Origin of the sequence: Mesorhizobium sp. CA6, assembly GCF_020165035.1 — a bacterium.
Classification (GTDB): Bacteria; Pseudomonadota; Alphaproteobacteria; order Rhizobiales; family Rhizobiaceae; genus Mesorhizobium.
Genome location: NZ_JAIUHI010000002.1, coordinates 409,626 through 431,813, shown reverse-complemented (window position 1 = coordinate 431,813; position 22,188 = coordinate 409,626). Strand labels below are relative to the sequence as shown.

Genomic DNA, 22,188 nt, shown 5'->3' with positions numbered 1-22,188 from the left:
GCGGGGTTTTCGACCCCATCTTCCAAGGACCAAGGATTGGAGCGACCCATGAACGAGGCAGTTCGAGATCCAGCCAAGGCGACCAGTCAGCCGATCATCGAGATCGAGAACCTCTCGATCTCCTTCTTCACCCGCAAGGGCGAGATCCCGGCCGTGATGGATTTTTCCTGCACGGTCATGCCCGGCGAGGCGATGGGCATCGTCGGCGAGTCCGGCTGCGGCAAGTCGACCGTGTCGCTCGGGATCATGCGCGACCTCTCCAACATCGGGAAGATCGTCGGCGGAAAGATCAAGTTCCAGGGCAAGGACATGGGCGAGCTCTCCGAGGATGAGCTGCGCTCGATCCGCGGCAACAAGATCGCCATGATCTACCAGGAGCCGATGGCGAGCCTCAATCCGGCGATGAAGATCGGCCAGCAGCTGATGGAAGTGCCGCTGATCCACGACAAGGTGTCGAAGGAAGAGGCCTACAACCGCGCCCTGGAGATGGTGCGGGCGGTGAAGCTGCCCGATCCGGAGCGCATGATGCGCTCCTATCCGCACCAGCTGTCGGGCGGGCAGCAGCAGCGCATCGTGATCGCCATGGCTCTGCTTTCCAAGCCGGCGCTCTTGTTGCTCGACGAGCCGACGACGGCGCTCGACGTCACCGTCGAGGCCGGCATCGTCGAGCTGGTCAAAGGTCTGGGCGAGAAGTTCGGCACCTCGATGATCTTCGTGTCGCACAATCTCGGCCTTATCCTCGAGACCTGCGACAAGATCACGGTGATGTATTCGGGCGAGGCGGTCGAGACCGGCAAGATCGAGGACGTGTTCGACCGGATGCGCCATCCCTACACGCAAGGGCTGTTCCGCTCGATCCCGCTGCCTGGCGCCGACAAGAACTCGCGGCCGCTGATCTCCATTCCTGGACAGTTGCCGCTGCCGCATGAGCGGCCGAAGGGCTGCAATTTCGGGCCGCGCTGCCACCATTTCGTCGAGGGCGTCTGCAACGCCGCGGAAATCCCCATGATCCCGGTCGAGGGCCATGAGGGCCATTTCTCGCGCTGCGTGCGGTTCAACGAGATCGACTGGGAGGCGCTGCCGCCCGGTGCCAAGAAGGTCAACGAAAAGGTCGAGCCCGGCGCGCCGGTGCTCAAGATCGACGATCTCAAGAAATACTACAAGGTCGGCGGCAGCGAGGTGTTCGGCTCCAGCGAAGGCCGCGTCGTCAAGGCCAACGAGACGATCTCGTTCACCGCGCGCGAATCCGAGACGGTGGCGATCGTCGGCGAATCCGGCTGCGGCAAGTCGACGCTCGCCAAGGTGTTGTTGGGCCTCGAGACCGCAAGCTCCGGCACCGTGACGCTGGGCAACAAGGAGATCCAGTCGACCGGCATCGAGCGCCGCAATGTCGAGACGGTGTCTTCGATCCAGATGGTGTTCCAGAATCCGTTCGACACGCTGAACCCCAGCCACACGGTCGGCTCGCAGATCATCCGCACGCTGGAGAAGTTCAAAGTCGGCAGGACAGTCGCCGAGCGGCGCCAGCGGATGCTGGAACTGCTCGACCTGGTGAAGCTGCCGCGCGCCTTCGAAACGCGCAAGCCGCGCCAGTTGTCGGGCGGGCAGAAGCAGCGTATCGGCGTCGCGCGCGCCTTTGCCGGCGACGCCAAGGTGGTGGTGGCCGACGAGCCGGTCTCGGCGCTCGACGTCTCGGTGCAGGCGGCGGTGACCGAGCTGTTGATGGACATCCAGCGCAAGAACAAGACCACGATGCTGTTCATCAGCCACGATCTGTCGGTGGTGCGCTACATCGCCGACCGCGTCGTCGTCATGTATCTCGGCTACATCGTCGAGCAAGGCACGACCGACCAGATCTTCTCGCCGCCTTACCACCCCTATACCGAGGCATTGCTGTCGGCGATCCCGATCGCCGACACCAGCGTGGTCAAGAAGCACATCGTGCTGGAAGGCGACATCCCGTCGGCGATGAACCCGCCGACCGGCTGCCCGTTCCAGACGCGCTGCGGCTACAAGAAGCTGGTGCCCGACAATCTGTGCGAGACCAAGGTGCCGCCGGTGAAGAATCTCGGCAACGGCCATATGAGCCTGTGCTGGCTCTCGGACGATGTCCTGGCCAAGATGGAACCGGTCATCAAGTTCGACAAGGAACATGCCGAGCGTGAAGGCGTGCCGGATGATGCGCCGCACGGCGAGGGGCCAGGCTTTGCCGGTTCGCCGCCGCAGCGGCCCGACGGCAAAAACGCCAGCGCGGAGGCCGATGCGATCGGAAAGGGCGTCGAGGAGAACGACCAGGTGCTCAAAGCCCGTCGCCACGAAGTGCGCGACGAGGATTCGGAAACCGGTGTCTCAAGGCCGAAGGACACGACAAGGCGGCACTAGACCCGGTTCCTTAACATAGAAGTTTTGACGGGTTGGCTATGTCTGCGTTGGCAAAGCCCATGCCTTGGCGATTGGCCGAGACGCCTATCGCGATCGTCATCCACGGGCGGAGCAAGGAGCATAGCGACGCGCGCAGACCCGAGGATCCATGCCGTGACATGGAAGCGCCGCGGCGGCCCAGAAATTCTGCACCGTTGCACACTTCGGTCTAGGTAACGGAATGGATTCTAGGGTCTGCGCGCGTCGCTACGCTCCTTGCTCCGCCCTAGAATGACGAGGTTCAGGAGCCTTCAGCTCATCGCCAGCGTTTGTGTTGATAGCCTTGCCCGACAAGCCTTCAATCTTTCAAAATCACCGTGTTGAGGAACTAGTTGCCGCACTGCCGCATCTGCGCGGCGTAATCGCGCGCCATCTGGTCGGTGGCGCGCGCGTAGTTTTGAATGCCGCCATCGCCGCGGTTGCCGCGGCCATAGGCGGTCCAGCCGAGATAATAGGCCAGATAGAGATTGTAGGTGTCGTTGCGGGCGACGCCGAACGTGTCGGCCGTCTTTGAGTGGTACCAGCCGACGAAATCGATGGCGTCGGCAAAGCGCGTACGGCGCGCCGCCCAGTTGCCGGTCTCGCTTTGATATTGCGACCATGTGCCGTCGAGCGCCTGCGAGTAGCCGGTGGCGCTCGAGACATGCGTCCACGGGATGAAGCCGAGCAGTTTGGTGCGCGGCGGGCGGGCATTGCTCTTGAAGCCGGATTCCTTGCGCACCGTCGCCATCAGCACGGGGACGGGAACGCCGTATTTCCGCTCGGTCCGTTCGGCGGCGGACTGCCAGTTGTCGAACCAGCCGTCATTCTGGTCGAAGACCGCGCAGACATTGTTGATGTGACTGGGCGCCGTCGCGCAGGCCGAAAGCGCCAGCAGCACGGAGACAGCGACAATTTTACTAAAACTCGACCTACGCATTGGAAGACGAATAGGCCGAAATCATAAAAGGAGTGTTGCGCGCTTTCTTAACGAGGGGTGGGAAGCGCGAAAAGCTAAGTATCGATATCACGACTACTCGTGTCGCTATTCTTTTCCTCAATTTTGAAAAATGCCGCCTTGGCTAAAATCACGCCGGCAAATGGCGAATTCCTGACAGCTCGCATGCGATGCCGGCGCTCTGATGCGCGCATGAGCGAACCAAGACGCAAGCGCGGCGCCGAGCGCACCAGCAACCGGGGACCAGCCGCCATCCCGCAACTGCCGGCGCGGCGGGTGGAGAATCCCTATCCGCCGATGGCGCTGCTGTCGGCCGAGCAGATCGAAGCCATCCACCAGGCATCGATGCACATACTGGAGAATTTCGGCATCGAGGTGATGAGCGCACGCGCCCTGTCGCTGTTCGAGCGCGCCGGCGCCAAGGTCGACCACGGCTCGATGAATGTGCGCATCGATCGCGGCATGGTCGAGGAGGCGCTGAAGTCGACGCGCTCGGCCTATACGCTGACGCCCCGAAACCCAGACCACGCCATCCATCTTGGCGGCAGCACCGTCAACTTCACGCTCGTCGCCGGGCCGCCCAATGTGCATGACATGGAACGCGGCCGCCGCGCCGGCAACCTTGCCGACTACTCGGACCTCGTCCGGCTGGCGCAGCATTTCAACTGCATCCACATGCTGGGCAACCAGGTCTGCGCCCCAGTCGAGCTGCCGGCGAACAACAGGCATATGGATACCTATTTCGCCAATCTGACGCTGACCGACAAATGTTTTCATGTCTCGGCGATCGGGCGGGGCAGGGCGCTGGACGGCATCGAGATGATGGCGATCGCGCGCGGGCTGACGCTTGAGCAGATGGGAGAGGATCCGGGCGTCACCACCATCATTTCGGTCAACTCGCCGCGCCGCTTCGACGAGATGATGGCCGAAGGGCTGATGACGATGGCCGAATACGGCCAGTCGGTGGCGGTGACGCCGTTCACGCTGATGGGGGCGATGAGCCCGGTGACGCTGGCCGGCGCGCTGGCGCAGCAGAACGCCGAGGCGCTGTTCGGCATCGTACTGACGCAACTCGTGCGTCCGGGTGCGCCGGTGATGTATGGCGCCTTCACCTCCAATGTCGACATGAAGTCGGGCGCGCCCGCCTTCGGCACGCCGGAGAACGCCAAGGCCAACATCGCTTCCGGGCAGTTGGCGCGGCGTTACAAATTGCCTTACCGCACGACGCCTGGCTCGGCCTCCAACGCCGCCGATGCGCAGGGCGCCTACGAGACGATGATGGCTCTGTGGGGCGCGGTGCTCGGCCACGGCAATCTCGTCTACCACGCCGCCGGGTGGCAGGAAGGCGGGCTGACGGCGTCGTTCGAAAAGCTCATCATCGATGTCGAGATGATCCAGCACATGATGGAGTTCCTGCGGCCGATCGTGGTCGACGAGGCGGAGCTTGCGGTCGAGGCGCTCGGCGCGGTGCCTACCGGCGGCCATTTCTTCGGCGAACCGCACACGCTGGAGCGCTACGCCACCGCCTTCTACCAGCCGATGCTTTCCAACTGGCAGAATTACGAGGCCTGGCAGGAGGCGGGTGCGCTCGACACGACGGCGCGCGCGACGCGGCTGTGGAAGAAGGCGCTGGAGGAATATGTCCAGCCGGCCATGGATCCCGCGGTGCGCGAGGCGCTCGAAGCCTATATGGCGCGCCGCAAGGAAGCGATCGGGCAGGGTGAGCCGTGAGGGAACAGCTTCCCATCCTGATTCATTTCAATCTCTCAACTTACTGAACCAACGAGAAAAGTCCATGAAGTCGCATGCAAAGGTCGTGGTCATCGGCGGCGGTGTCGTCGGATGCTCGGTGCTGTTCCATCTTGCCCGCCATGGCTGGACCGACGTCGTGCTTCTGGAGCGCGACGAGCTGACGTCCGGCTCGACCTGGCATGCGGCCGGCGGCATGCACACCATCAACGGCGACCCCAACGTTGCCAAGCTGCAGAAATACACGATCTCGCTCTACAAGGAGATCGAGGAACTGTCGGGGCAGGCCACCGGCGTGCACCTCACCGGGGGCGTGCTTCTGGCCGCGACCGAAGCGCGGCTCGACTGGCTGCGCGGCGTGGTGTCCAAGGGCCGCTATCTCGGCATCGACCTCGAAGTGATATCGGCCAAGGAAGCGGCGGAACTGATGCCGCTCATCGATCCCAGCCAGTTTGTCGGCGCCGTCCGCAACAAGGAGGACGGCCATCTTGACCCGTCCGGCGCGACGCATGCCTATGCCAAGGCGGCGCGGAAACTGGGGGCCGAGATCGAGCGCTTCACCAAGGTCGAGGACATCGTGCGCCGTCCCGACGGGCTGTGGCGGATCATCACCAACAAGGGCGATATCATTGCCGAGCACGTCGTCAATGCCGGCGGTCTGTGGGCGCGCGAGGTCGGCCGCATGGTCGGGCTCGAGCTGCCGGTGCTGGCCATGGAGCACATGTATCTGATCACCGAGGACATGCCGGAGGTCGCCGATTGGAACAAGAAGACCGGCACCGAGATCATTCATGCCGTGGACTTCGACGGCGAGCTCTATCTGCGCCAGGAGCGCGGCGGCATGCTGATGGGCACTTACGAGAAGGCCAACAAGGTCTGGTCCGAGTTCCAGACACCCTGGAATTTCGGCCATGAACTCCTGGAGCCGGACATCGACCGCATCGCGCCGTCGCTCGAAGTCGGCTTCCGCCATTTCCCCGCTTTCCAGAAAACCGGCATCAAGCAGATCATCAACGGCCCCTTCACCTTTGCGCCGGACGGCAATCCGCTGGTCGGCCCGGTGCGCGGCCTGCCGGGCTTCTGGGTCGCCTGCGGCGTCATGGCCGGATTCAGCCAGGGCGGCGGCGTGGGGCTCGCGCTCTCCAACTGGATGATCGAGGGTGATCCGGGCGCCGACATCTGGGCGATGGACGTGGCGCGCTACGGCGACTGGGCGACTATGGCCTACACCAACGCCAAGGTACGCGAGAATTATTCGCGCCGTTTCTCGATCCGCTTCCCGAATGAGGAACTGCCGGCCGGTCGGCCGCTGAAGACGACGCCGGTCTATGACACGCTGTCGGCCAAGGGCGCGCAATGGGGCGTGTCCTATGGGCTCGAAGTGCCGCTCTGGTATGCGCCGGACGGCGTCAAGGACGAGTTCTCGTGGCGGCGCTCGACCGACTTCGAGCATGTCGCCAAGGAAGTCGCGTCGGTACGCAACGGCGTCGGCCTGTCGGAGATTTCGAACTTCGCCAAATACAAGGTGACGGGCGAGGGCGCGGCCGCCTGGCTCGACCGCATGCTTGCCTGCAGGCTGCCAAAGCGCGGCCGCATGACCCTGGCGCCGATGCTGAAGGACGACGGCAGACTGATCGGCGATTTCACTTTGGCCAATATCGACGACGCAGAGTGGTTCATCGCCGGCTCCGGCATCGCCGAGCAATACCACATGCGCTGGTTCGAGGCGCATCTGCCGAAGGACGGCTCGGTGCAAATCGAGGCGCTGGGACAGAAGCTCACCGGCCTTGCGATCGCCGGGCCGAAGGCCAGGGAAGTGCTCGCCAAGGTCACCCGTGCCGATGTCTCCAACGCGGCGTTCCCTTTCATGGCGGCTGCGCGGGTGGATATCGGCATGGCACCGTGCCTGGTAGGCCGCGTCAGCTACACCGGCGATCTCGGCTACGAGATTTGGGTGGCGCCCGAATATCAGCGCGCCGCATACCAGGCGCTGCTGGCCGCGGGCGAAGCGTCAGGCATCGGCCTGTTCGGCTCGCGCGCGCTCAATGCGCTGAGACTCGAGAAGAACTATGGCTCATGGGCGCGCGAGTACCGGCCGATCTATGGGCCGCTTGAGGCCGGGCTCGACCGCTTCGTCGCCTATGGCAAGGAGGCTGATTTCATCGGCAAGGAAGCAGCACTTACCGAGCGCAAAGACGGCGGCAAGCTCAGGCTGCGCAGCTTCATCGTCGACGCCACCGATGCCGATGTGATCGGCGACGAGGCGATCTGGCATGACGGCGTTGTGCGCGGCTGGGTCACCTCGGGCGGCTATGCGCATCACTCGAAGAAGTCGGTCGCTATGGGCTATGTGCCCAAGGAGATCGCCGACAGACCGGACGGTTTCGAGATCGAGATCCTCGGCAAGCGCCATGCGGCGCGCATCCAGGCGGCGCCGCTGTTCGACGCCAATTTCGAGCGGATGCGCGGCTAGAGCAGGATGACGTTTCGTTGAATCGTCATCCTGCTCTAACTCTTTGTTGGAGCATGATCTTTTCCGAAAACCGGTTCCCACTTTTCGGGATCATGCTCTAGAGCAATTCCAGGAAAATTGCGAAGCGGTTTCCGATCCGGAATTGCGTCAAAACAAAAAGCCTCCAGGCGCGCACCCTTCGATGCTTCAGGCGCTGCGGCGGTTATCCAGCGCGAAGGCGCCGGCCCCGGCGAAGATCAGATAGAGGAAGATGAAGCAGAAGGAGATCGCCGAGTCGCCGCCGTTGTTGACGGGGAAGAAGTCGCGCGGCATGTGCGCCATGAAATAGGCGATCGCCATTTCGCCGGCCAGGAGGAAAGCGACCGGGCGGGTGAAGAGGCCGAGCGCCAGCAGGATGCCGCCGGCGAATTCGAGAATGCCGGCAGCCGTCGTCAACCCGGTGAGGGCATGTGGCTCGGCAGCGGCCGGGAAGTTGAACAGCTTCTGCGAGCCATGTTCGATGAACTGCAAGGCGGTCATGATGCGCAACACGCCCAACGCTTGCGGACGGTACTGGGCAAGGCTTTCGAAAAGCTTCATCTAAAACTCCATTGTACGCCGCTCGGGCCTTAAGTTATCGCCCGGCGACGGACCACTCACTTCCCATGGCCTGCCATCAACAATCGGTGAGTGGAAATGACTTCAATCCCCATATTTCTTCTCTCTATGGTTGCATACATATCCTTATGGTTGTATTACTAAGGGTGACGCATCAAACCAGGCAGGTCCCTTAACCATGAGAAAAGTCGTCATCAGCCTATTCGCAATCCTTGCGGGCACCAGCTTCGCCGCAGCCGCAGACACCGGCTGCGACGCCTTCAAATGGCCGGTTGAACGTGAGCAGGCCCTGTTTCCGGCCGCGCCCGCCGCCCAGTCCGGCGCCACCTTGACGGTCGGCCAAGCGGTGGATTTCTCGCTCGCGGCTGTCGACACGGTCAGCTTTGAAGTGCCGCCTGACCGTGCACCGAAAGCCGGCACCTTCGGCGCGACGGCAAATGTGACGGTGCCGCCTGAAGGCGAGCTGCAGTTCAGCTTGTCCGACGAGGCTTGGATCGATGTCGTGCAGGATGGCAAGATCGTGAAATCGGCGGCTTTCAGCGGCGTGAAGGCCTGCCCGGGCATTCGTAAAAGCGTGCGTTTCAAGCTCCAGGGCGGAGCGGCCGTCGTCCAGCTCAGCGGCGCCAAGAAAGCCGATCTGAAGCTGGCGGTGCTGACGCCGGAATGATCCAGCGCCAGCCCGCCGAGTGGTGCTATTACCGAACCGGTGCCAGCAGCGCGAAATGCGCGCCTTGCGGGTCCTGGCACTGGATGATCCACTGGCCGCTCGGCACGTCCATCGGACCCATGATGACTTTGCCGCCATTGTCGGTGACGCGCTTGGCGGCGGCGTCGATGGCGTCGACGTTGAAATAGAACTGCCAGACGGGAACCGGGATCTGCGGCGGCTTGTTCATGATGCCGCCGCCGGATTCGGGGCCGGCGCCAAAAGTCTGGTAGATGCCCATCTCGCCCATGTCGAACTGGCCGGCGCTCTCCCAGCCGAACTGGCTGGAATAGAAATCGAAGGCGGCTTTCCAGTCCGATGTGTAGAGCTCATGCCAACCGACATGGCCGGGCGTGGTCGCCGGCACCGGCGGCTGCTCGGCCTGATTAGGCTGCAGGAACATGAAGGAAGCCCCTTGCGGGTCCGCAACGACCGCGAAGCGGCCAACGCCCGGAATGTTGTCCGGTGCGCGGTGGACGGCGCCGCCGGCGTCCTTGAGCGCTTGCGTCGAGGCGTCGACATCCTTGGTGTAGATGTAGCCCATCCAGGCTGGCGGCATGCCCATCTTGGCGGGCTCTTCCGGCATCGTCATAAGCCCGCCGACGCCGCGCATGGCGGAGTTCACGACGATGTAGCGGGGCATGCCGGGCGCCTTGTCGAAGGGCTCGGCCCGCCAGCCGACAACGGCGGTGTAGAAAGCCTCGGCGGCGTCGAGGTCGGTGGTCATCAACTCGTACCAGAAGAAAGGTTGCGGGGATTTCGGCATGGTCGGTCTCCTCACCGGTTCGGGCAGCGATCGTTGTTCGATCCATCCTAAGGTATGTTGATGTCCAGGTGATGCCGGCCTGCAAACGGCGGTTTCCTGCGCTTCCGGTGCTCACGTACTTGAGTACGCTCCGCTCCGGTTCTCGAAACCCCCCGTTTCGGCGCGGCCTGACCTGAATCTCAACACACCCTAGGACGATCCTGACGACAGGAATCCGACATCTGGGCCAGAATTCGAGGACGGCAAGCGGCTTAAATCGCGTCGCGCTGAAACGGATTCAGGCGGCGCGCTTTGAGTCCTTGTCTTGATGCATGTCGTTGTCACCCAGAACCGCTGCACACTTCTCGGTGACATGCATTAGGCCCACGATCTTGCGTATCCGGCGCTTTTCGACTTTGCTGGCCTCAAAGAGGGGGCTGTCTTCATGCGTCGAATGTCACTCACGCCTGAGCTCGTGGCCTTGTGCCATCGCGACGAGGTCGACCCTGGTCCCGATGGCAGCTGGACACAGCTAAGCGATGATGATTTCCGGACGCTTGCTATGCGCCTGTCCGGCGAAGCCGACGACGGTCCGCTGTGGGTGTTCGCCTATGGCTCGCTGATCTGGAAGCCGGCCTTCGAATCGGTCGAGCAAAGGCGCGCGGCCGCGCATGGCTGGCATCGATCGTTCTGCCTCGACATAAAGCGCTGGCGCGGTAGCCGCGAGCAGCCTGGATTGATGATGGCGCTGGAACGGGGCGGGCGCTGCGACGGGGTCATCTATCGTTTGCCGGAGGGCGCGAAACCAGCCCAGATCGAGCGATTGCTGCGGCGTGAAATCGACGACCACGAAAGCGTCAGCTCGGTCCGCTGGGTTCCGGTAAGAACGGCGCAAGGGTCTTTGCGGGCGCTCGGCTTCTGGGTCGGCGTGACCGGCAAGGGCACTTCGCTCGGGCAGCCGCTGGAAAGCGTGGCGAAGATACTGGCACGCGCCTGCGGCCATGTCGGCTCCGGCGCCGAATATCTCTACAACACCGTCAGCCACCTCGAGACCTTTGGCATCCATGACCGCAATCTGTGGCGGCTGCAGGAACTGGTGGCGGACGAGATCCGGTCCATCCATGGCCACAGCGTCACAAGCCATGACACAGCAAAGGTTGCCGAGCCGGCTATAACATGACTACATTAATCATGTTTTTGCGCAAACAATACAGTGGCTTGGCCGAAAATTGACCAATTGATAAAAAAATAAAACGTGCTAGCCTTCCCCAAAACGACAACAAGGGGAACTGGAATGGCGACTGGTCATTTCATCGAAGGCATTGCCGGCGGCCGGCTGTCTTCCGAGCAATATGCCGACAATTTTTCCGACCTACATCCGCCGCTCGATCATCACGAGGCGCTGGTCGAGTCCGATCGCTGCTACTTCTGCTACGACGCGCCGTGCATGAACGCGTGCCCTACGTCGATCGACATCCCGCTATTCATTCGGCAGATCGCGACGGGCAATCCGCTGGGTTCGGCCAAGACGATCTTCGACCAGAATATTCTCGGCGGCATGTGCGCCCGCGTCTGCCCGACCGAGACGCTGTGCGAAGAGGCCTGCGTGCGCGAGGTGGCCGAAGGCAAGCCGGTGCAGATCGGCCGGCTGCAGCGCTATGCCACCGACGTCGCCATGAGCGAGAACAAGCAGTTCTACAAGCGCGCCGAACCGACCGGGAAGAGCATCGCCGTGGTCGGCGCCGGCCCGGCGGGGCTGGCGGCGGCGCATCGGCTTGCCCGCCACGGCCATGACGTAACCATCCTCGAGGCGCGGCCGAAGGCCGGCGGGCTCAACGAATACGGCATCGCCGCCTATAAGAGCGTCGACGATTTCGCCCAGGCGGAAGTGGACTATATCACCGCGATCGGCGGCATCGACATCCAGAACGGCAAGGCGCTCGGCCGCGACTTCCAGCTTGCCGACCTGATCCGCAACTATGATGCGGTTTTCCTCGGCATGGGGCTTGGCGGCGTCAACGCGCTGCGCGCCGATGGCGAGGACGCCGACGGCGTCGCCAACGCGGTGGAATTCATCTCCGAACTGCGCCAGGCGAGCGATCTTTCCAGCCTGCCGGTCGGCCGGCGCGTCGTCGTCATCGGCGGCGGCATGACGGCGATCGACGCCGCGGTGCAGTCGAAGCTGCTCGGCGCGGAAGAGGTGACGATCTGCTACCGGCGCGGCCAGGAGCACATGAATGCTTCGGAGTTCGAGCAGGATCTGGCCGCCGCCAATGGCGTCACCATCCGCCACTGGCTGCAGCCGAAGCGCGTCATTGCCGAGAACGGCAAGGTGTCGGCCATCGAGCTCGAATACACCGCCATGAGCGGCGACAAGCTTGTCGGCACCGGCGAGACGCTGCGGCTCAATGCCGACCAGGTGTTCAAGGCGATCGGCCAGAGCTTCGTGCCGGCGCATCTCAACGGCAGCGCGGAACAGATCGAGCTCGAAGGCGGCCGCATCAAGGTCGATGCCGAAGGCCGCACCTCGCTGGCCAAGGTCTGGGCCGGCGGCGACTGCATCTTCGGCGGCGACGATTTGACTGTCTCGGCGGTGGCGCAAGGGCGCGACGCGGCCGAGAGCATCCACCGGGCACTGACCTCTAACGGGAGGGCATGAGCATGGCAGACATCCGCAACAATTTCGTCGGCATCAAATCGCCCAACCCGTTCTGGCTGGCCTCGGCGCCGCCGACTGATAAGGCCTACAATGTCGAGCGCGCCTTCAAGGCCGGCTGGGGCGGCGTGGTATGGAAGACGCTGGGCGAGGAGGGCCCGCCGGTCGTCAACGTCAACGGCCCGCGCTACGGTGCTATCTGGGGCGCCGACCGCCGCCTGCTTGGCCTCAACAATATCGAACTGATCACCGACCGCGACCTGCAGACCAATCTGCGCGAGATGAAGCAGGTGAAGATGAACTGGCCGGACCGAGCGCTGATCGCCTCGATCATGGTGCCGTGCGTGGAGGAGAGTTGGAAGGCGATCCTGCCGCTGGTCGAGGAGACCGGCGCCGACGGAATCGAGCTCAATTTCGGCTGCCCGCACGGCATGAGCGAGCGCGGCATGGGCTCGGCGGTCGGCCAGGTGCCGGAATATATCGAGATGGTCGTGCGCTGGTGCAAACAGTACACGCGCATGCCGGTCATCACCAAGCTGACGCCCAACATCACCGACATCCGCAAGCCGGCGCGGGCCGCACATGCCGGCGGCACCGATGCTGTGTCGCTGATCAACACCATCAACTCGATCACCGGCGTCGATCTCGACAATTTCGCGCCGCAGCCGACCATCGACGGCAAGGGCTCGCATGGCGGCTATTGCGGCCCGGCGGTGAAGCCGATCGCCATGAACATGGTGGCCGAGATCGCGCGCGATCCGGAAACGCATGGCCTGCCGATCTCAGGCATCGGCGGCATCACCACCTGGCGCGACGCCGCCGAATTCATGGCGCTCGGCGCCGGCAACGTGCAGGTCTGCACGGCGGCGATGACCTATGGTTTCAAGATCGTGCAGGAGATGATCGCAGGGCTGGAGAACTGGATGGACGAGAAGGGTCACGCCTCGCTCTCCGACATCATTGGCCGTGCCACGCCCAATGTCACCGACTGGCAGTATCTCAACCTCAACTATGTCGCCAAGGCGCATATCGACCAGGATGCCTGCATCAAATGCGGCCGCTGCCACATCGCCTGCGAGGACACCTCGCATCAGGCGATCACCAGCATGGTCGACGGTGTCAGGCATTTCGAGGTGATCGAAGCCGAATGCGTCGGCTGCAATCTCTGCGTCAATGTCTGTCCGGTGGAGGGCTGCATCACCATGCAGCCGCTGGCCGCCGGCGTGCTGGACCAGCGCACCGGCTTGCCGGTGTCGCCGGTCTACGCCAACTGGACGACGCACCCCAACAATCCGATGGCCAAGGTGGCCGCGGAATAAAGCTTGGGTTCCGCGCCCCACGAAGTGGGGAGAGGTGGCCCGGCGAAGCCGGGACGGAGAGGGGCTTTCGCGGCGGTTGCACACCGCTGAGGCCCGTGATTGTCTTTTATCTTTCTTGCGCCTAGTCCCTGACCGGTATTGGCTTCACAAGGCGTCCCCCTCTCCATCCCGGCTTCGCCGGGCCACCTCTCCCCCGCTTTGCGGGGTGCGAGGAACCCAAGTCCCGCGAAGCGCCAATTCTCCCTCACTCTGTCATTGCGAATCGGCGGGCAACCTTCATTTTTCTATTGCAGATAAAAATTATCCATGATAAAAGATATCCATGATTAGGAGATCGGCACGATGAAGCTCGGCGATGGCGTTGAGGCGGCAATCCATTGCGCGGCGACGCTGGCCAGCGTCGATGGCAACAGCACCATGCCGGGCGCGGCGCTGGCTGAGCAATTTGGTCTGTCGCCGAGCTATCTCCTGAAACATCTCAATCAGCTCACGGCGGCGCGCATCATGGAATCGGTGCCGGGACCGGCGGGCGGCTACAGGCTGGCGCGGGCGGCCGAGCGCATCACGCTGCTCGACATTGTGCTTGCAGTGGAGGGCAGGGAGCCCGCCTTCCGTTGCGGCGAGATCCGCCAGCGCGGCCCGGTCAAGATCGACGCCTCGGCCTATGTGAAGCCTTGCGGCATCAATGCCGCGATGCTCAAGGCCGAGCGCGCTTATCGGGCGGCACTCGCCGAAGTGAAGCTGTCCGACATCGTGGCGGACTACGCGGCCGAAGGCGATCCGCGATCCTATGCCGCGAGTTGCGCCTTCGTCGAGCGTCACCAGCGGCGCCAGAAATCCGCTTCACCGAAGCAGATTTGAACCTCTGACCCCACCAAAAACCCGGAAGGAAAAGACGATGAAACAGAGACTGCAGTTCTTTGCCAAGGCGCCGGAAATCATGAAGGCGGTGTCGGCGCTCAACAAGGCCGTCGACGAATGCGGGTTGGAAGTGAGCCTGCTGCACCTGATCAAGCTCAGGGCCTCCCAGATCAATGGCTGCTCATATTGCGTCGAAATGCACAGCCGTGAGGCGAGGCGCGACGGCGAGACCGAAACGCGGCTCTATCTCGTCGCGGCCTGGAAGGAATCGCCGCTGTTTTCCGAGCGCGAGCGCGCCGCCCTTGCCTGGACCGAAGCCGTGACGCTGATCGCGAACAATGGCGTATCGGACGAGCTCTACGCCCGCACGCTCGAGCATTTCTCGGAAGAGGAACTGGTCAAGCTCTCGGTCGCGCTCGGCATGATCAATACCTGGAACCGGCTGTGCATTCCCTTCCACGCCATCCATCCGATGCCAGCCGCCAAGGCTGCCTGATCGAACGGCTTGGCGCGCGGATAAGAGATCCGCGCGCCTGTTCACGCAGCAAAGCGCAGGCCTCCGTCGCAGGTCAGCACCTGGCCGGTCATGAAGCTGTTCGAAACCAGGAAGGCGATCGCTTCGGCGACGTCCTCGGCGCGACCGATACGGCCGACCGGCGTCTTGCCGGCATATTCGGCAAACACTGCCTGCCGCTGGTCATTCGGCAAAAAATCCCACCAGGGCGTTTCGATGACGCCGGGCGCCACGACGTTGACACGCAAAGGCTTCAGCTCGACGGCCAGGATCGGCGCGACGGTCAAAAGCATGCCGTTGATGGCGCCGATGCCGGCGACGCCGGGCGCGGCGATCTGCGCCGACACGGCCGAGATGAAAGTCACCGATCCAGCTTTATTCAAGGTCGGCAGGGCCGCCTGCAGGCAGGAGAGTTGCGGCCGGATCTTTTCATCGACGCCGCTGCCGATGTCGGCGAGGTCGAGCGTCGCGAACGGTCCCAGTCCCTTGCCGCCGCTGGCGGCGAGAACAAGGTGATCGAACGGCCCGAGACGCTCGAAGAAATTCCGGACCTCGTCCGGCTTGGTGGCGTCGAACGCTGCCTTGCCGACGGTGCCGCCAAGCGTCTTCCATGCGCCTTTGAGTTTCTCCTCGTTGCGGCCGGTGATGGTCACTTTCATGCCGGGGCCGACCAGCCGTTTGGCCGTGGCGAGGCCGATGCCGGATGAGCCGCCGACGATGACGCAGTGTTCGGTGGTCTCGCTCATGAATGCTTTTCCCTGGATGTTGCGGAAGATTGTCCGATCAGCTCGAGGCTAAGCGCGCGCAACCGGCGGCGGGCTTTCTCGTCATAGGCCTGCGGGTCGGCGCGCGATTCGCGCTGGCCGTCGAAATAGAGGCCGCTGCGGCCTTCGAGCGCCGGCGATGTTGCCAGGTTGAGAATGGCGTCGGCGCCGGTCTCGACCGAGCTCCATGGCGTGACCCCGGCCTGCCGCACCATCGTTGTGTCCATGTAGCTTGCCGGGTGCAAAGCATTGACCGTGATGCCGGTGCCGTCGAGCTGCTCCGCCAGATCGACGGTGAACAGGATCTGCGCCAGCTTGCTCTGGCAGTATGCGCGCACGCCGCTATAGCTATGCGTCAGCATCACGTCGTCGAAGTCGATCGCCTGCTGGCCGGCCGAGGCGACATTGACGATGCGCGCCGGCGCGCTTGCTTTGAGCAAAGGCAAGAGCTCCGACGTCAGCAGGAAGCCGGCGAGATAGTTGACGGCGAAGCGCAACTCGTAGCCGTCGGCGCTGACCTGCCGGCTGGCGGCCTGGCCGCCGGTGCCGACGCCGGCATTGTTGATCAGGACGTCGAGCCGATCGGTCCTGGCGCGCACCGCTTCGGCGAGGCGGCGCACTTCGGCAAGCGAAGCGAGGTCGGCGGCGAGGAATTCCGCCTTGCCACCTTTTGCCTCTATGGCGGCCACAGTCGCCTTGCCGCGGCTTTCGTCGCGGCCATGCACCAGCACGTGGGAGCCGCCGGCGCCGAGCCGCTCGGCGACCACGCGGCCGACGCCATCGGTCGAGCCGGTGACGAGAATTGTCTTGTTCCTGAGTTCCATGTCCGGAGCCTCCTTGCGCTGCTCTGAATGGAAAGATGGGACATCGCGCGGGACGCAAACAGTTCAAACTTTATCCTGGTATCGGTACTGCTATAATAGGCGCATGGATGCCATCGCCCATTCTCCCGAAGATCATCGTCGGCGCGAACTCGGCGCCTTCCTGCGTTCCCGTCGCGAGCGGCTTTCGCCTGATACCGCCGGCATCGCCTGCGGCGCGCGGCGGCGCACGCCGGGCCTGCGGCGTGAGGAAGTGGCGATGATCGCCGGCGTCGGCACGACCTGGTACACCTGGCTGGAGCAGGGCAGGGACGTGCGGCCTTCGGTCGAGGTGCTGTCGGCTCTCTGCCAGGCGCTGCGGCTCGACGCCGCCGAGCAGCGGCATCTGTTCACGCTCGCCGGCCGCCAGCAGCCGGAGCGGCGCCGCATCGTGCAGGGCAAGGTCGAGGGGCCGCTGCTGCACATGCTGCAGAGCTTGGTCCTGCAGCCCGCCTATGTCGTCGGCCCGCGCTGGGACGTGCTGGCATGGAACGATGCGGCCGTCGCGATTTTCGGCGATTACGGCCTGCTGGAGGGCGACGCCCGCAACATCATCCACGGCGTGTTCACCGATCCGCGCCGGCGGCACCTGCTGGTGGATTGGGAGCAGCTGGCGCGCGCGACCCTTGCCGCTTTCCGCGCCGAAAGCGCGAAATACACCGGCGATCCGGATTTCGAGCGGCTGATCGAGTTGATGATGCGCTCAAGCCCCGAGTTCCGCGAATGGTGGCCGCAGCGCGATGTGGTGCATCGGCTCTCCGGCCTGAAGCATCTGCGGCATCCGATCGCCGGCGCGATGACGTTCGAGCATATGAGCCTGTCGATCGACGACGGCTCGGACATGCGGCTGATCGTCTACACGCCGCTGGCGGAGCAGAACTCGGTGGTGAAGCTCAAGAAGCTGCTTGACGACCTGCCATCCGAGCGTCGTAGCGCGTGAGGTTAGTAGGTCGCAGGCCCCTCAACTTCGTCATCCACGGGCGGAGCGGGAGCGAAGCGGACGCGGAGACCCGAGGATCCATTCCGTTACCTTTGCCGTGTGTGCCAGCGGTGCAGAATTCTGGATTGTCGCGTCGCTTCGAGGTCACGGAATGGATCCTCGGGTCTGCGCTGCGTCGCTTCGCTCCTTGCTCGGCCCGTGGATGACGAAGTGATGGGCGCCGCGGCCAATCTCCAAGGTCAGCAAAAACAACACGGCGGACAAGTTGGCCCCACATACGGGTCCACCTGCTAAGCCATTTTGTCGACGCTAGCCCTTCGGCTTCAGCCCATCCAGGAACAGCTGCTCCAGAAACCGCGCTGCGTCCTCGAAGCGGCCGTCGCCGCCGCGGTCGGCGCCGAGCACGGCGCGGACCTGAACGTCGAAATCGGCATAGTGCTGCGTCGTCGCCCAGATCGAGAAGATCAGGTGCCAGGGATCGGTGCGGGCGATCTTGCCGGCGCGCATCCAGCCCTTGATGACGGAGGCCTTCTCGTCGACCAGCGTCTTCAGCTCGCCCTCCAGCATCGGCTTGATGCGCGGCGCGCCCTGCAGGATCTCGTTGGCGAACAGCCGGCTTTCGCGCGGAAAATCGCGCGCCATCTCCAGCTTCCTGCGGATATAGCTTCTGAGCTCCGTCAGCGGATCGCCGATGTCGTCCAGCTCGCGCAGCGGCGCCAGCCAGGTGTCGAGCAGGCGCTGCATCAACGTCTCGTGAATGTCTTCCTTGCGGCGGAAGTAATAGAGAAGGTTGGGCTTCGACATGCCGGCGGCTTCGGCGATCTGGTCGATTGTCGAGCCGCGAAACCCGTTGGCGGAGAAGACTTCGAGCGCGGCTTCCAGGATCAGCTCGCGCTTTTCCTGCTGGATGCGGGTGCGGCGGGGAGCGGAGCCTTCCATCGCCGCCGTCATCCTGGCCGACCGTCTTCGCGCCGGCTCTCTGGACCAATTGTCTGGACCAGTTTTTCCTTGGGCTGTGGAGCGCGCTTTTTATGCCGCATTTCCGCTAGTAATCCCCTGACCGCCGACAGGCGGTGCTAACGTTTGTCCAACCGGTCAAAAATTTGCGTAGCACGAAAACGCAGCAAAGACCAAGCGTTGGCCGCACCGAAACACGCTTACAAGGGGAAGTCCTGGTCATGTCCAACCGGCTGAAAGTCACGCCGAACGATCTCAGCGCATTCTGGATGCCGTTCACGGCAAACCGCCAGTTCAAGCAGGCGCCGCGCATGTTCGTGTCCGCCAAGGACATGCACTACACCACCAGTGACGGCCGCAAGGTGCTCGACGGTACCGCGGGCCTATGGTGCGTGAACGCCGGCCACTGCCGGCCGAAGATCACCGAGGCCATCCAGAACCAGGCTGCCGAGCTCGACTACGCGCCGGCTTTCCAGATGGGCCATCCCATTGTCTTCGAGCTGGCGAACCGTCTGGTCGATATCGCGCCCAAGGGCATGGACCATGTCTTCTTCACCAATTCCGGATCGGAATCGGTGGACACCGCGCTGAAGATGGCGATCGCCTATCACCGCGTTCGCGGCGAGGGCTCGCGCACCCGCCTGATCGGCCGCGAGCGCGGCTATCACGGCGTCAATTTCGGCGGCATCTCGGTCGGCGGCATCGTCTCCAACCGCAAGATGTTCGGCACGCTGCTCGGCGGCGTCGACCACCTGCCGCACACGCATCTGCCGGAGAAGAACGCCTTCTCGAAGGGCGTTCCGGAACATGGCGCGGAGCTCGCGAACGATCTCGAGCGGCTCATCGCGCTGCATGACGCTTCGACCATCGCGGCCGTCATCGTCGAGCCGGTCGCCGGCTCCACCGGCGTCATCCTGCCGCCGAAGGGCTATCTGCAGAAACTTCGGGAAATCTGCACGAAGCACGGCATATTGTTGATTTTCGATGAAGTGATCACCGGCTTCGGCCGCCTCGGCGCGCCGTTCGCGGCGGACTATTTCGGGGTCACGCCGGACATCATGACCACCGCCAAGGGCGTCTCCAACGGCGTTATCCCGATGGGCGCGGTGTTCGTCAAGAAGGAGATCCACGACGCCTTCATGACCGGCCCGGAGCACCTGATCGAGTTCTTCCACGGCTACACCTATTCGGGCAACCCGATCGCCTGCGCCGCGGCGCTCGGCACGCTGGACACCTACAAGGAAGAGGGCCTGCTGACCCGCGGCGAGGAACTGGCGCCTTACTGGGAGGACGCGCTACATTCGCTCAAGGGCGAGCCGCATGTCATCGACATCCGCAACATCGGCCTGATCGGCGCGATCGAGCTGGCGCCGATCGCCGGCAGCCCGACCAAGCGGGCCTTCTCGGCCTTCGTCAAGGCGTTCGAACGCGGCGCGCTGATCCGCACCACCGGCGACATCATCGCGCTGTCGCCGCCGCTGATCATCACCAAGGGCCAGATCAACGAACTCATCGACCATGTGCGTGAGGTGCTGAGGTCGATCGACTGACAAGCCGGAGCGGACACTCTGCCGTGGAGGGAGGGTGTCCGCGAAGCCGCCGGCTGAGGTCGACGCCGCAGCGCCGACCTTCGGTGCGATTCAGGCCGGCTGCGCGCCAATGCCGGTCAGGATCACCCGTTTGATGTTTTCCTTGGCTTCCCGCCATTGCCGGTCGGAGAGCGACTTGCCGCCGTTCAGCGTCTCGATCTGGTGGCCGAAATCGGCGTAATGCTGGGTCGTGGCCCAGAGCATGTAAAGCAGATGACGCGGGTCGACCGGGTCCATCTTGCCCTCCTCGATCCAGCGCCTGATGATCTCGACGCGACCGTCGGTCCATTCGCGCAGCGTCGATTCCATATAGTCCTGAAGCACGGGCGCGCCGTGCATGACTTCCGAGGCCCAGACCTTCGAGCCGTCCGGGTGGCGACGCGATATTTCCATCTTGGCGTCGATGTAGGCGCTGATGCCGTCTACCGGGCCGCGCGCCGCGTCGAAGCAATTGGCCGCCTGCAGCCAGATCTCGAAAATGTTCTGGACGACGGACCGGTAGAGCTCTTCCTTGGTGGCGAAATAGTAGTGGAGATTTGCCTTTGGCAGTCCCGCCAGATCGGCGATCAGCTGCATCGTGGCGCCGCCGAACCCGGCTTCCGCAAACACCTTTTCGGCGGCGAGCAGAATTGCTTTTTCATTCTCCCGCCTTATGTCCTGTCGCCGCATGGGACGGGTGGATTCGCTCATGTCTCCCCCAAGATTCTCGTTGACCGCTTGGTCAGCTTGTGTAGTCTGAAAGCTGACCATACGGTCAGGATGCAAACCACTCAAGGGGCGACAAGACCCCTGGTGAAAATGGGAACCGCAAATGGCCGCACCTGGTGAAAATCTGCGAGTGAATTCAGACCGCTTGTGGGATTCCATCATGGAGATGGCGAAGATCGGCCCCGGCATTGCCGGCGGCAACAATCGTCAGACACTGACCGATTCCGACAAGCAAGGCCGCGAGCTGTTCAAGTCCTGGTGCGATGAGGCCGGGCTCACCATGGGCGTGGATCAGATGGGCACCATGTTCATGACGCGGGCCGGCACCGATCCGGACGCGCTGCCGGTCTATGTCGGCTCCCATCTCGACACCCAGCCGACCGGCGGCAAATATGACGGCGTGCTCGGCGTACTTTCCGGCCTGGAGGTGGTGCGCTCGCTCAACGATCTCGGCATCAAGACCAGACATCCGATCGTCGTCACCAACTGGACGAACGAGGAGGGCGCTCGTTTCGCGCCGGCGATGCTCGCCTCGGGCGTGTTCGCCGGCGTGCACACCCAGGAATATGCCTATGCCCGCAAGGATCTCGACGGCCTGACCTTCGGCGACGAGCTGAAGCGGATCGGCTGGGTGGGCGACGAGACGGTCGGCGCGCGCAAGATGCACGCCTATTTCGAATACCATATCGAGCAGGGCCCGATCCTCGAAGCCGAGAACAAGCAAATCGGCGTGGTGACCCACTGCCAGGGCCTGTGGTGGCTGGAGTTCACGCTGACCGGCAGGGAAGCGCATACCGGCTCGACGCCGATGAACATGCGCGTCAATGCAGGCCTTGCCATGGCGCGCATCCTGGAGATGGTGCAGACGGTCGCCATGGAGAACCAGCCCGGCGCCGTCGGCGGGGTGGGCCAAGTGAAGTTCTCGCCCAATTCCCGGAACGTCCTGCCAGGCACGGTGGTCTTCACCGTCGACATCCGCTCGCCGGACCAGGCCAAGCTCGACGGCATGCGCGCCCGCATCGAAAAGGAAGCGCCGAAGATCTGCGAGGCGCTTGGCGTGAAATGCTCGGTCGAGGCGGTCGGCCATTTCGACCCGGTGACCTTCGATCCGACGCTGGTCGGCCGCGTGCGCACAGCGGCCGAAAAGCTCGGTTACAGCCATATGAATATCATCTCCGGCGCCGGCCACGACGCCTGCTGGGCGGCCAAGGTGGCACCGGCGACCATGGTCATGTGCCCCTGCGTCGGCGGCCTCAGCCACAACGAGGCCGAGGAGATCTCCAAGGAATGGGCGGCGGCGGGCGCCGATGTGCTGTTCCATGCGGTGGTCGAGACAGCTGGAATCGTTGAATGATCGCCTAGACCAGTCACCTCGCAACGCCGCTCGCAAAG

The 22,188-nt window shown here is 63.6% G+C and carries 19 protein-coding genes; 12 read left to right on the top strand and 7 right to left on the bottom strand.

Going from position 1 to position 22,188, the window contains the following annotated elements; genetic code table 11:
* Nucleotides 1–48: 48 nt before the first annotated feature.
* Complete coding sequence (locus tag LB526_RS04265) at nucleotides 49–2,382, top strand: ABC transporter ATP-binding protein (protein WP_224626337.1); 2,334 nt, start codon at nucleotides 49–51, stop codon at nucleotides 2,380–2,382.
* 367 nt (nucleotides 2,383–2,749) lie between these two features.
* Here the strand turns inward: LB526_RS04265 and LB526_RS04260 are convergent, their stop codons facing one another.
* Nucleotides 2,750–3,340, bottom strand: a complete 591-nt coding sequence (locus LB526_RS04260; protein WP_224626335.1) for a hypothetical protein — start codon at nucleotides 3,338–3,340, stop codon at nucleotides 2,750–2,752.
* Between the two features lie 210 nt (nucleotides 3,341–3,550).
* Here LB526_RS04260 and LB526_RS04255 point away from each other — a divergent pair, with 210 nt between their 5' ends.
* On the top strand, nucleotides 3,551–5,089 hold the full coding sequence (locus tag LB526_RS04255; protein ID WP_224626334.1) for a trimethylamine methyltransferase family protein: 1,539 nt from the start codon (nucleotides 3,551–3,553) through the stop codon (nucleotides 5,087–5,089).
* Between the two features lie 64 nt (nucleotides 5,090–5,153).
* On the top strand, nucleotides 5,154–7,580 hold the full coding sequence (locus tag LB526_RS04250) for an FAD-dependent oxidoreductase (RefSeq protein ID WP_224626332.1): 2,427 nt from the start codon (nucleotides 5,154–5,156) through the stop codon (nucleotides 7,578–7,580).
* Between the two features lie 186 nt (nucleotides 7,581–7,766).
* Here LB526_RS04250 and LB526_RS04245 read toward each other — a convergent pair whose 3' ends face one another.
* Nucleotides 7,767–8,159 (bottom strand): DoxX family protein, encoded by a 393-nt coding sequence (locus LB526_RS04245; protein ID WP_224600748.1) that lies wholly within the window; start codon nucleotides 8,157–8,159, stop codon nucleotides 7,767–7,769.
* A gap of 196 nt (nucleotides 8,160–8,355) precedes the next feature.
* Here LB526_RS04245 and LB526_RS04240 point away from each other — a divergent pair, with 196 nt between their 5' ends.
* Nucleotides 8,356–8,844, top strand: coding sequence for a hypothetical protein (locus tag LB526_RS04240; RefSeq protein WP_224626331.1), 489 nt, complete (start codon nucleotides 8,356–8,358; stop codon nucleotides 8,842–8,844).
* A 28-nt stretch (nucleotides 8,845–8,872) separates the two neighbouring features.
* On the opposite strand, the gene LB526_RS04235 is transcribed toward LB526_RS04240, so the two are convergent.
* Nucleotides 8,873–9,649 carry a VOC family protein gene (locus tag LB526_RS04235; protein ID WP_224626329.1) on the bottom strand — a complete coding sequence of 259 codons (777 nt, stop codon included), beginning with the start codon at nucleotides 9,647–9,649 and terminating at the stop codon, nucleotides 8,873–8,875.
* 424 nt (nucleotides 9,650–10,073) lie between these two features.
* Here LB526_RS04235 and LB526_RS04230 point away from each other — a divergent pair, with 424 nt between their 5' ends.
* From LB526_RS04230 to LB526_RS04210, 5 genes are all read left to right on the top strand, one after another.
* Nucleotides 10,074–10,808, top strand: coding sequence for a gamma-glutamylcyclotransferase (locus LB526_RS04230; RefSeq protein WP_224626327.1), 735 nt, complete (start codon nucleotides 10,074–10,076; stop codon nucleotides 10,806–10,808).
* Nucleotides 10,809–10,922: 114 nt separating this feature from the next.
* The gene (locus LB526_RS04225) at nucleotides 10,923–12,287 is read left to right on the top strand and encodes an NAD(P)-dependent oxidoreductase (protein ID WP_224626325.1); all 1,365 of its coding nucleotides are present in this window, start codon (nucleotides 10,923–10,925) and stop codon (nucleotides 12,285–12,287) included.
* 2 nt (nucleotides 12,288–12,289) lie between these two features.
* On the top strand, nucleotides 12,290–13,603 hold the full coding sequence (gene preA / locus LB526_RS04220) for an NAD-dependent dihydropyrimidine dehydrogenase subunit PreA (protein WP_224626322.1): 1,314 nt from the start codon (nucleotides 12,290–12,292) through the stop codon (nucleotides 13,601–13,603).
* Nucleotides 13,604–13,945: 342 nt separating this feature from the next.
* On the top strand, nucleotides 13,946–14,464 hold the full coding sequence (locus LB526_RS04215; protein WP_224626320.1) for an RrF2 family transcriptional regulator: 519 nt from the start codon (nucleotides 13,946–13,948) through the stop codon (nucleotides 14,462–14,464).
* Between the two features lie 37 nt (nucleotides 14,465–14,501).
* Nucleotides 14,502–14,960 (top strand): carboxymuconolactone decarboxylase family protein, encoded by a 459-nt coding sequence (locus LB526_RS04210; RefSeq protein WP_224544866.1) that lies wholly within the window; start codon nucleotides 14,502–14,504, stop codon nucleotides 14,958–14,960.
* Nucleotides 14,961–15,001: 41 nt separating this feature from the next.
* Here the strand turns inward: LB526_RS04210 and LB526_RS04205 are convergent, their stop codons facing one another.
* Nucleotides 15,002–15,724 carry an SDR family oxidoreductase gene (locus LB526_RS04205; protein WP_224544865.1) on the bottom strand — a complete coding sequence of 241 codons (723 nt, stop codon included), beginning with the start codon at nucleotides 15,722–15,724 and terminating at the stop codon, nucleotides 15,002–15,004.
* Nucleotides 15,721–16,566: an SDR family oxidoreductase gene (locus LB526_RS04200; protein ID WP_224626317.1), complete on the bottom strand. Its 846-nt coding sequence runs from the start codon at nucleotides 16,564–16,566 to the stop codon at nucleotides 15,721–15,723. The genes LB526_RS04205 and LB526_RS04200 overlap by 4 nt, the downstream gene beginning before the upstream one ends.
* 103 nt (nucleotides 16,567–16,669) lie before the next feature.
* Between LB526_RS04200 and LB526_RS04195 the strand changes: the two genes are divergently transcribed.
* The gene (locus LB526_RS04195; RefSeq protein WP_224626314.1) at nucleotides 16,670–17,542 is read left to right on the top strand and encodes a helix-turn-helix transcriptional regulator; all 873 of its coding nucleotides are present in this window, start codon (nucleotides 16,670–16,672) and stop codon (nucleotides 17,540–17,542) included.
* A 309-nt stretch (nucleotides 17,543–17,851) separates the two neighbouring features.
* Here LB526_RS04195 and LB526_RS04190 read toward each other — a convergent pair whose 3' ends face one another.
* Complete coding sequence (locus LB526_RS04190) at nucleotides 17,852–18,481, bottom strand: TetR family transcriptional regulator C-terminal domain-containing protein (RefSeq protein WP_224626311.1); 630 nt, start codon at nucleotides 18,479–18,481, stop codon at nucleotides 17,852–17,854.
* A 239-nt stretch (nucleotides 18,482–18,720) separates the two neighbouring features.
* On the opposite strand from LB526_RS04190, the gene LB526_RS04185 reads away from it, so the two are divergent.
* Nucleotides 18,721–20,049 carry an aspartate aminotransferase family protein gene (locus LB526_RS04185; RefSeq protein WP_224626309.1) on the top strand — a complete coding sequence of 443 codons (1,329 nt, stop codon included), beginning with the start codon at nucleotides 18,721–18,723 and terminating at the stop codon, nucleotides 20,047–20,049.
* Nucleotides 20,050–20,139: 90 nt separating this feature from the next.
* Here the strand turns inward: LB526_RS04185 and LB526_RS04180 are convergent, their stop codons facing one another.
* Nucleotides 20,140–20,778, bottom strand: a complete 639-nt coding sequence (locus LB526_RS04180; RefSeq protein ID WP_095768951.1) for a TetR/AcrR family transcriptional regulator — start codon at nucleotides 20,776–20,778, stop codon at nucleotides 20,140–20,142.
* Nucleotides 20,779–20,899: 121 nt separating this feature from the next.
* On the opposite strand from LB526_RS04180, the gene LB526_RS04175 reads away from it, so the two are divergent.
* Nucleotides 20,900–22,150: a Zn-dependent hydrolase gene (locus LB526_RS04175; protein ID WP_224544860.1), complete on the top strand. Its 1,251-nt coding sequence runs from the start codon at nucleotides 20,900–20,902 to the stop codon at nucleotides 22,148–22,150.
* The last annotated feature ends 38 nt before the right edge of the window (nucleotides 22,151–22,188 follow it).

Coding starts and splice junctions, on each gene's coding strand:
- LB526_RS04195 (WP_224626314.1), top strand. CDS start 16,670: ATGGATGCCATCGCCCATTCTCCCGAAGATCATCGTCGGCGCGAACTC.
- LB526_RS04240 (WP_224626331.1), top strand. CDS start 8,356: ATGAGAAAAGTCGTCATCAGCCTATTCGCAATCCTTGCGGGCACCAGC.
- LB526_RS04180 (WP_095768951.1), bottom strand. CDS start 20,778: ATGAGCGAATCCACCCGTCCCATGCGGCGACAGGACATAAGGCGGGAG.
- LB526_RS04245 (WP_224600748.1), bottom strand. CDS start 8,159: ATGAAGCTTTTCGAAAGCCTTGCCCAGTACCGTCCGCAAGCGTTGGGC.
- LB526_RS04190 (WP_224626311.1), bottom strand. CDS start 18,481: ATGGAAGGCTCCGCTCCCCGCCGCACCCGCATCCAGCAGGAAAAGCGC.
- LB526_RS04200 (WP_224626317.1), bottom strand. CDS start 16,566: ATGGAACTCAGGAACAAGACAATTCTCGTCACCGGCTCGACCGATGGC.
- LB526_RS04230 (WP_224626327.1), top strand. CDS start 10,074: ATGCGTCGAATGTCACTCACGCCTGAGCTCGTGGCCTTGTGCCATCGC.
- LB526_RS04225 (WP_224626325.1), top strand. CDS start 10,923: ATGGCGACTGGTCATTTCATCGAAGGCATTGCCGGCGGCCGGCTGTCT.
- LB526_RS04210 (WP_224544866.1), top strand. CDS start 14,502: ATGAAACAGAGACTGCAGTTCTTTGCCAAGGCGCCGGAAATCATGAAG.
- LB526_RS04205 (WP_224544865.1), bottom strand. CDS start 15,724: ATGAGCGAGACCACCGAACACTGCGTCATCGTCGGCGGCTCATCCGGC.
- LB526_RS04175 (WP_224544860.1), top strand. CDS start 20,900: ATGGCCGCACCTGGTGAAAATCTGCGAGTGAATTCAGACCGCTTGTGG.
- LB526_RS04250 (WP_224626332.1), top strand. CDS start 5,154: ATGAAGTCGCATGCAAAGGTCGTGGTCATCGGCGGCGGTGTCGTCGGA.
- preA (WP_224626322.1), top strand. CDS start 12,290: ATGGCAGACATCCGCAACAATTTCGTCGGCATCAAATCGCCCAACCCG.
- LB526_RS04235 (WP_224626329.1), bottom strand. CDS start 9,649: ATGCCGAAATCCCCGCAACCTTTCTTCTGGTACGAGTTGATGACCACC.
- LB526_RS04215 (WP_224626320.1), top strand. CDS start 13,946: ATGAAGCTCGGCGATGGCGTTGAGGCGGCAATCCATTGCGCGGCGACG.
- LB526_RS04185 (WP_224626309.1), top strand. CDS start 18,721: ATGTCCAACCGGCTGAAAGTCACGCCGAACGATCTCAGCGCATTCTGG.
- LB526_RS04260 (WP_224626335.1), bottom strand. CDS start 3,340: ATGCGTAGGTCGAGTTTTAGTAAAATTGTCGCTGTCTCCGTGCTGCTG.
- LB526_RS04255 (WP_224626334.1), top strand. CDS start 3,551: ATGAGCGAACCAAGACGCAAGCGCGGCGCCGAGCGCACCAGCAACCGG.
- LB526_RS04265 (WP_224626337.1), top strand. CDS start 49: ATGAACGAGGCAGTTCGAGATCCAGCCAAGGCGACCAGTCAGCCGATC.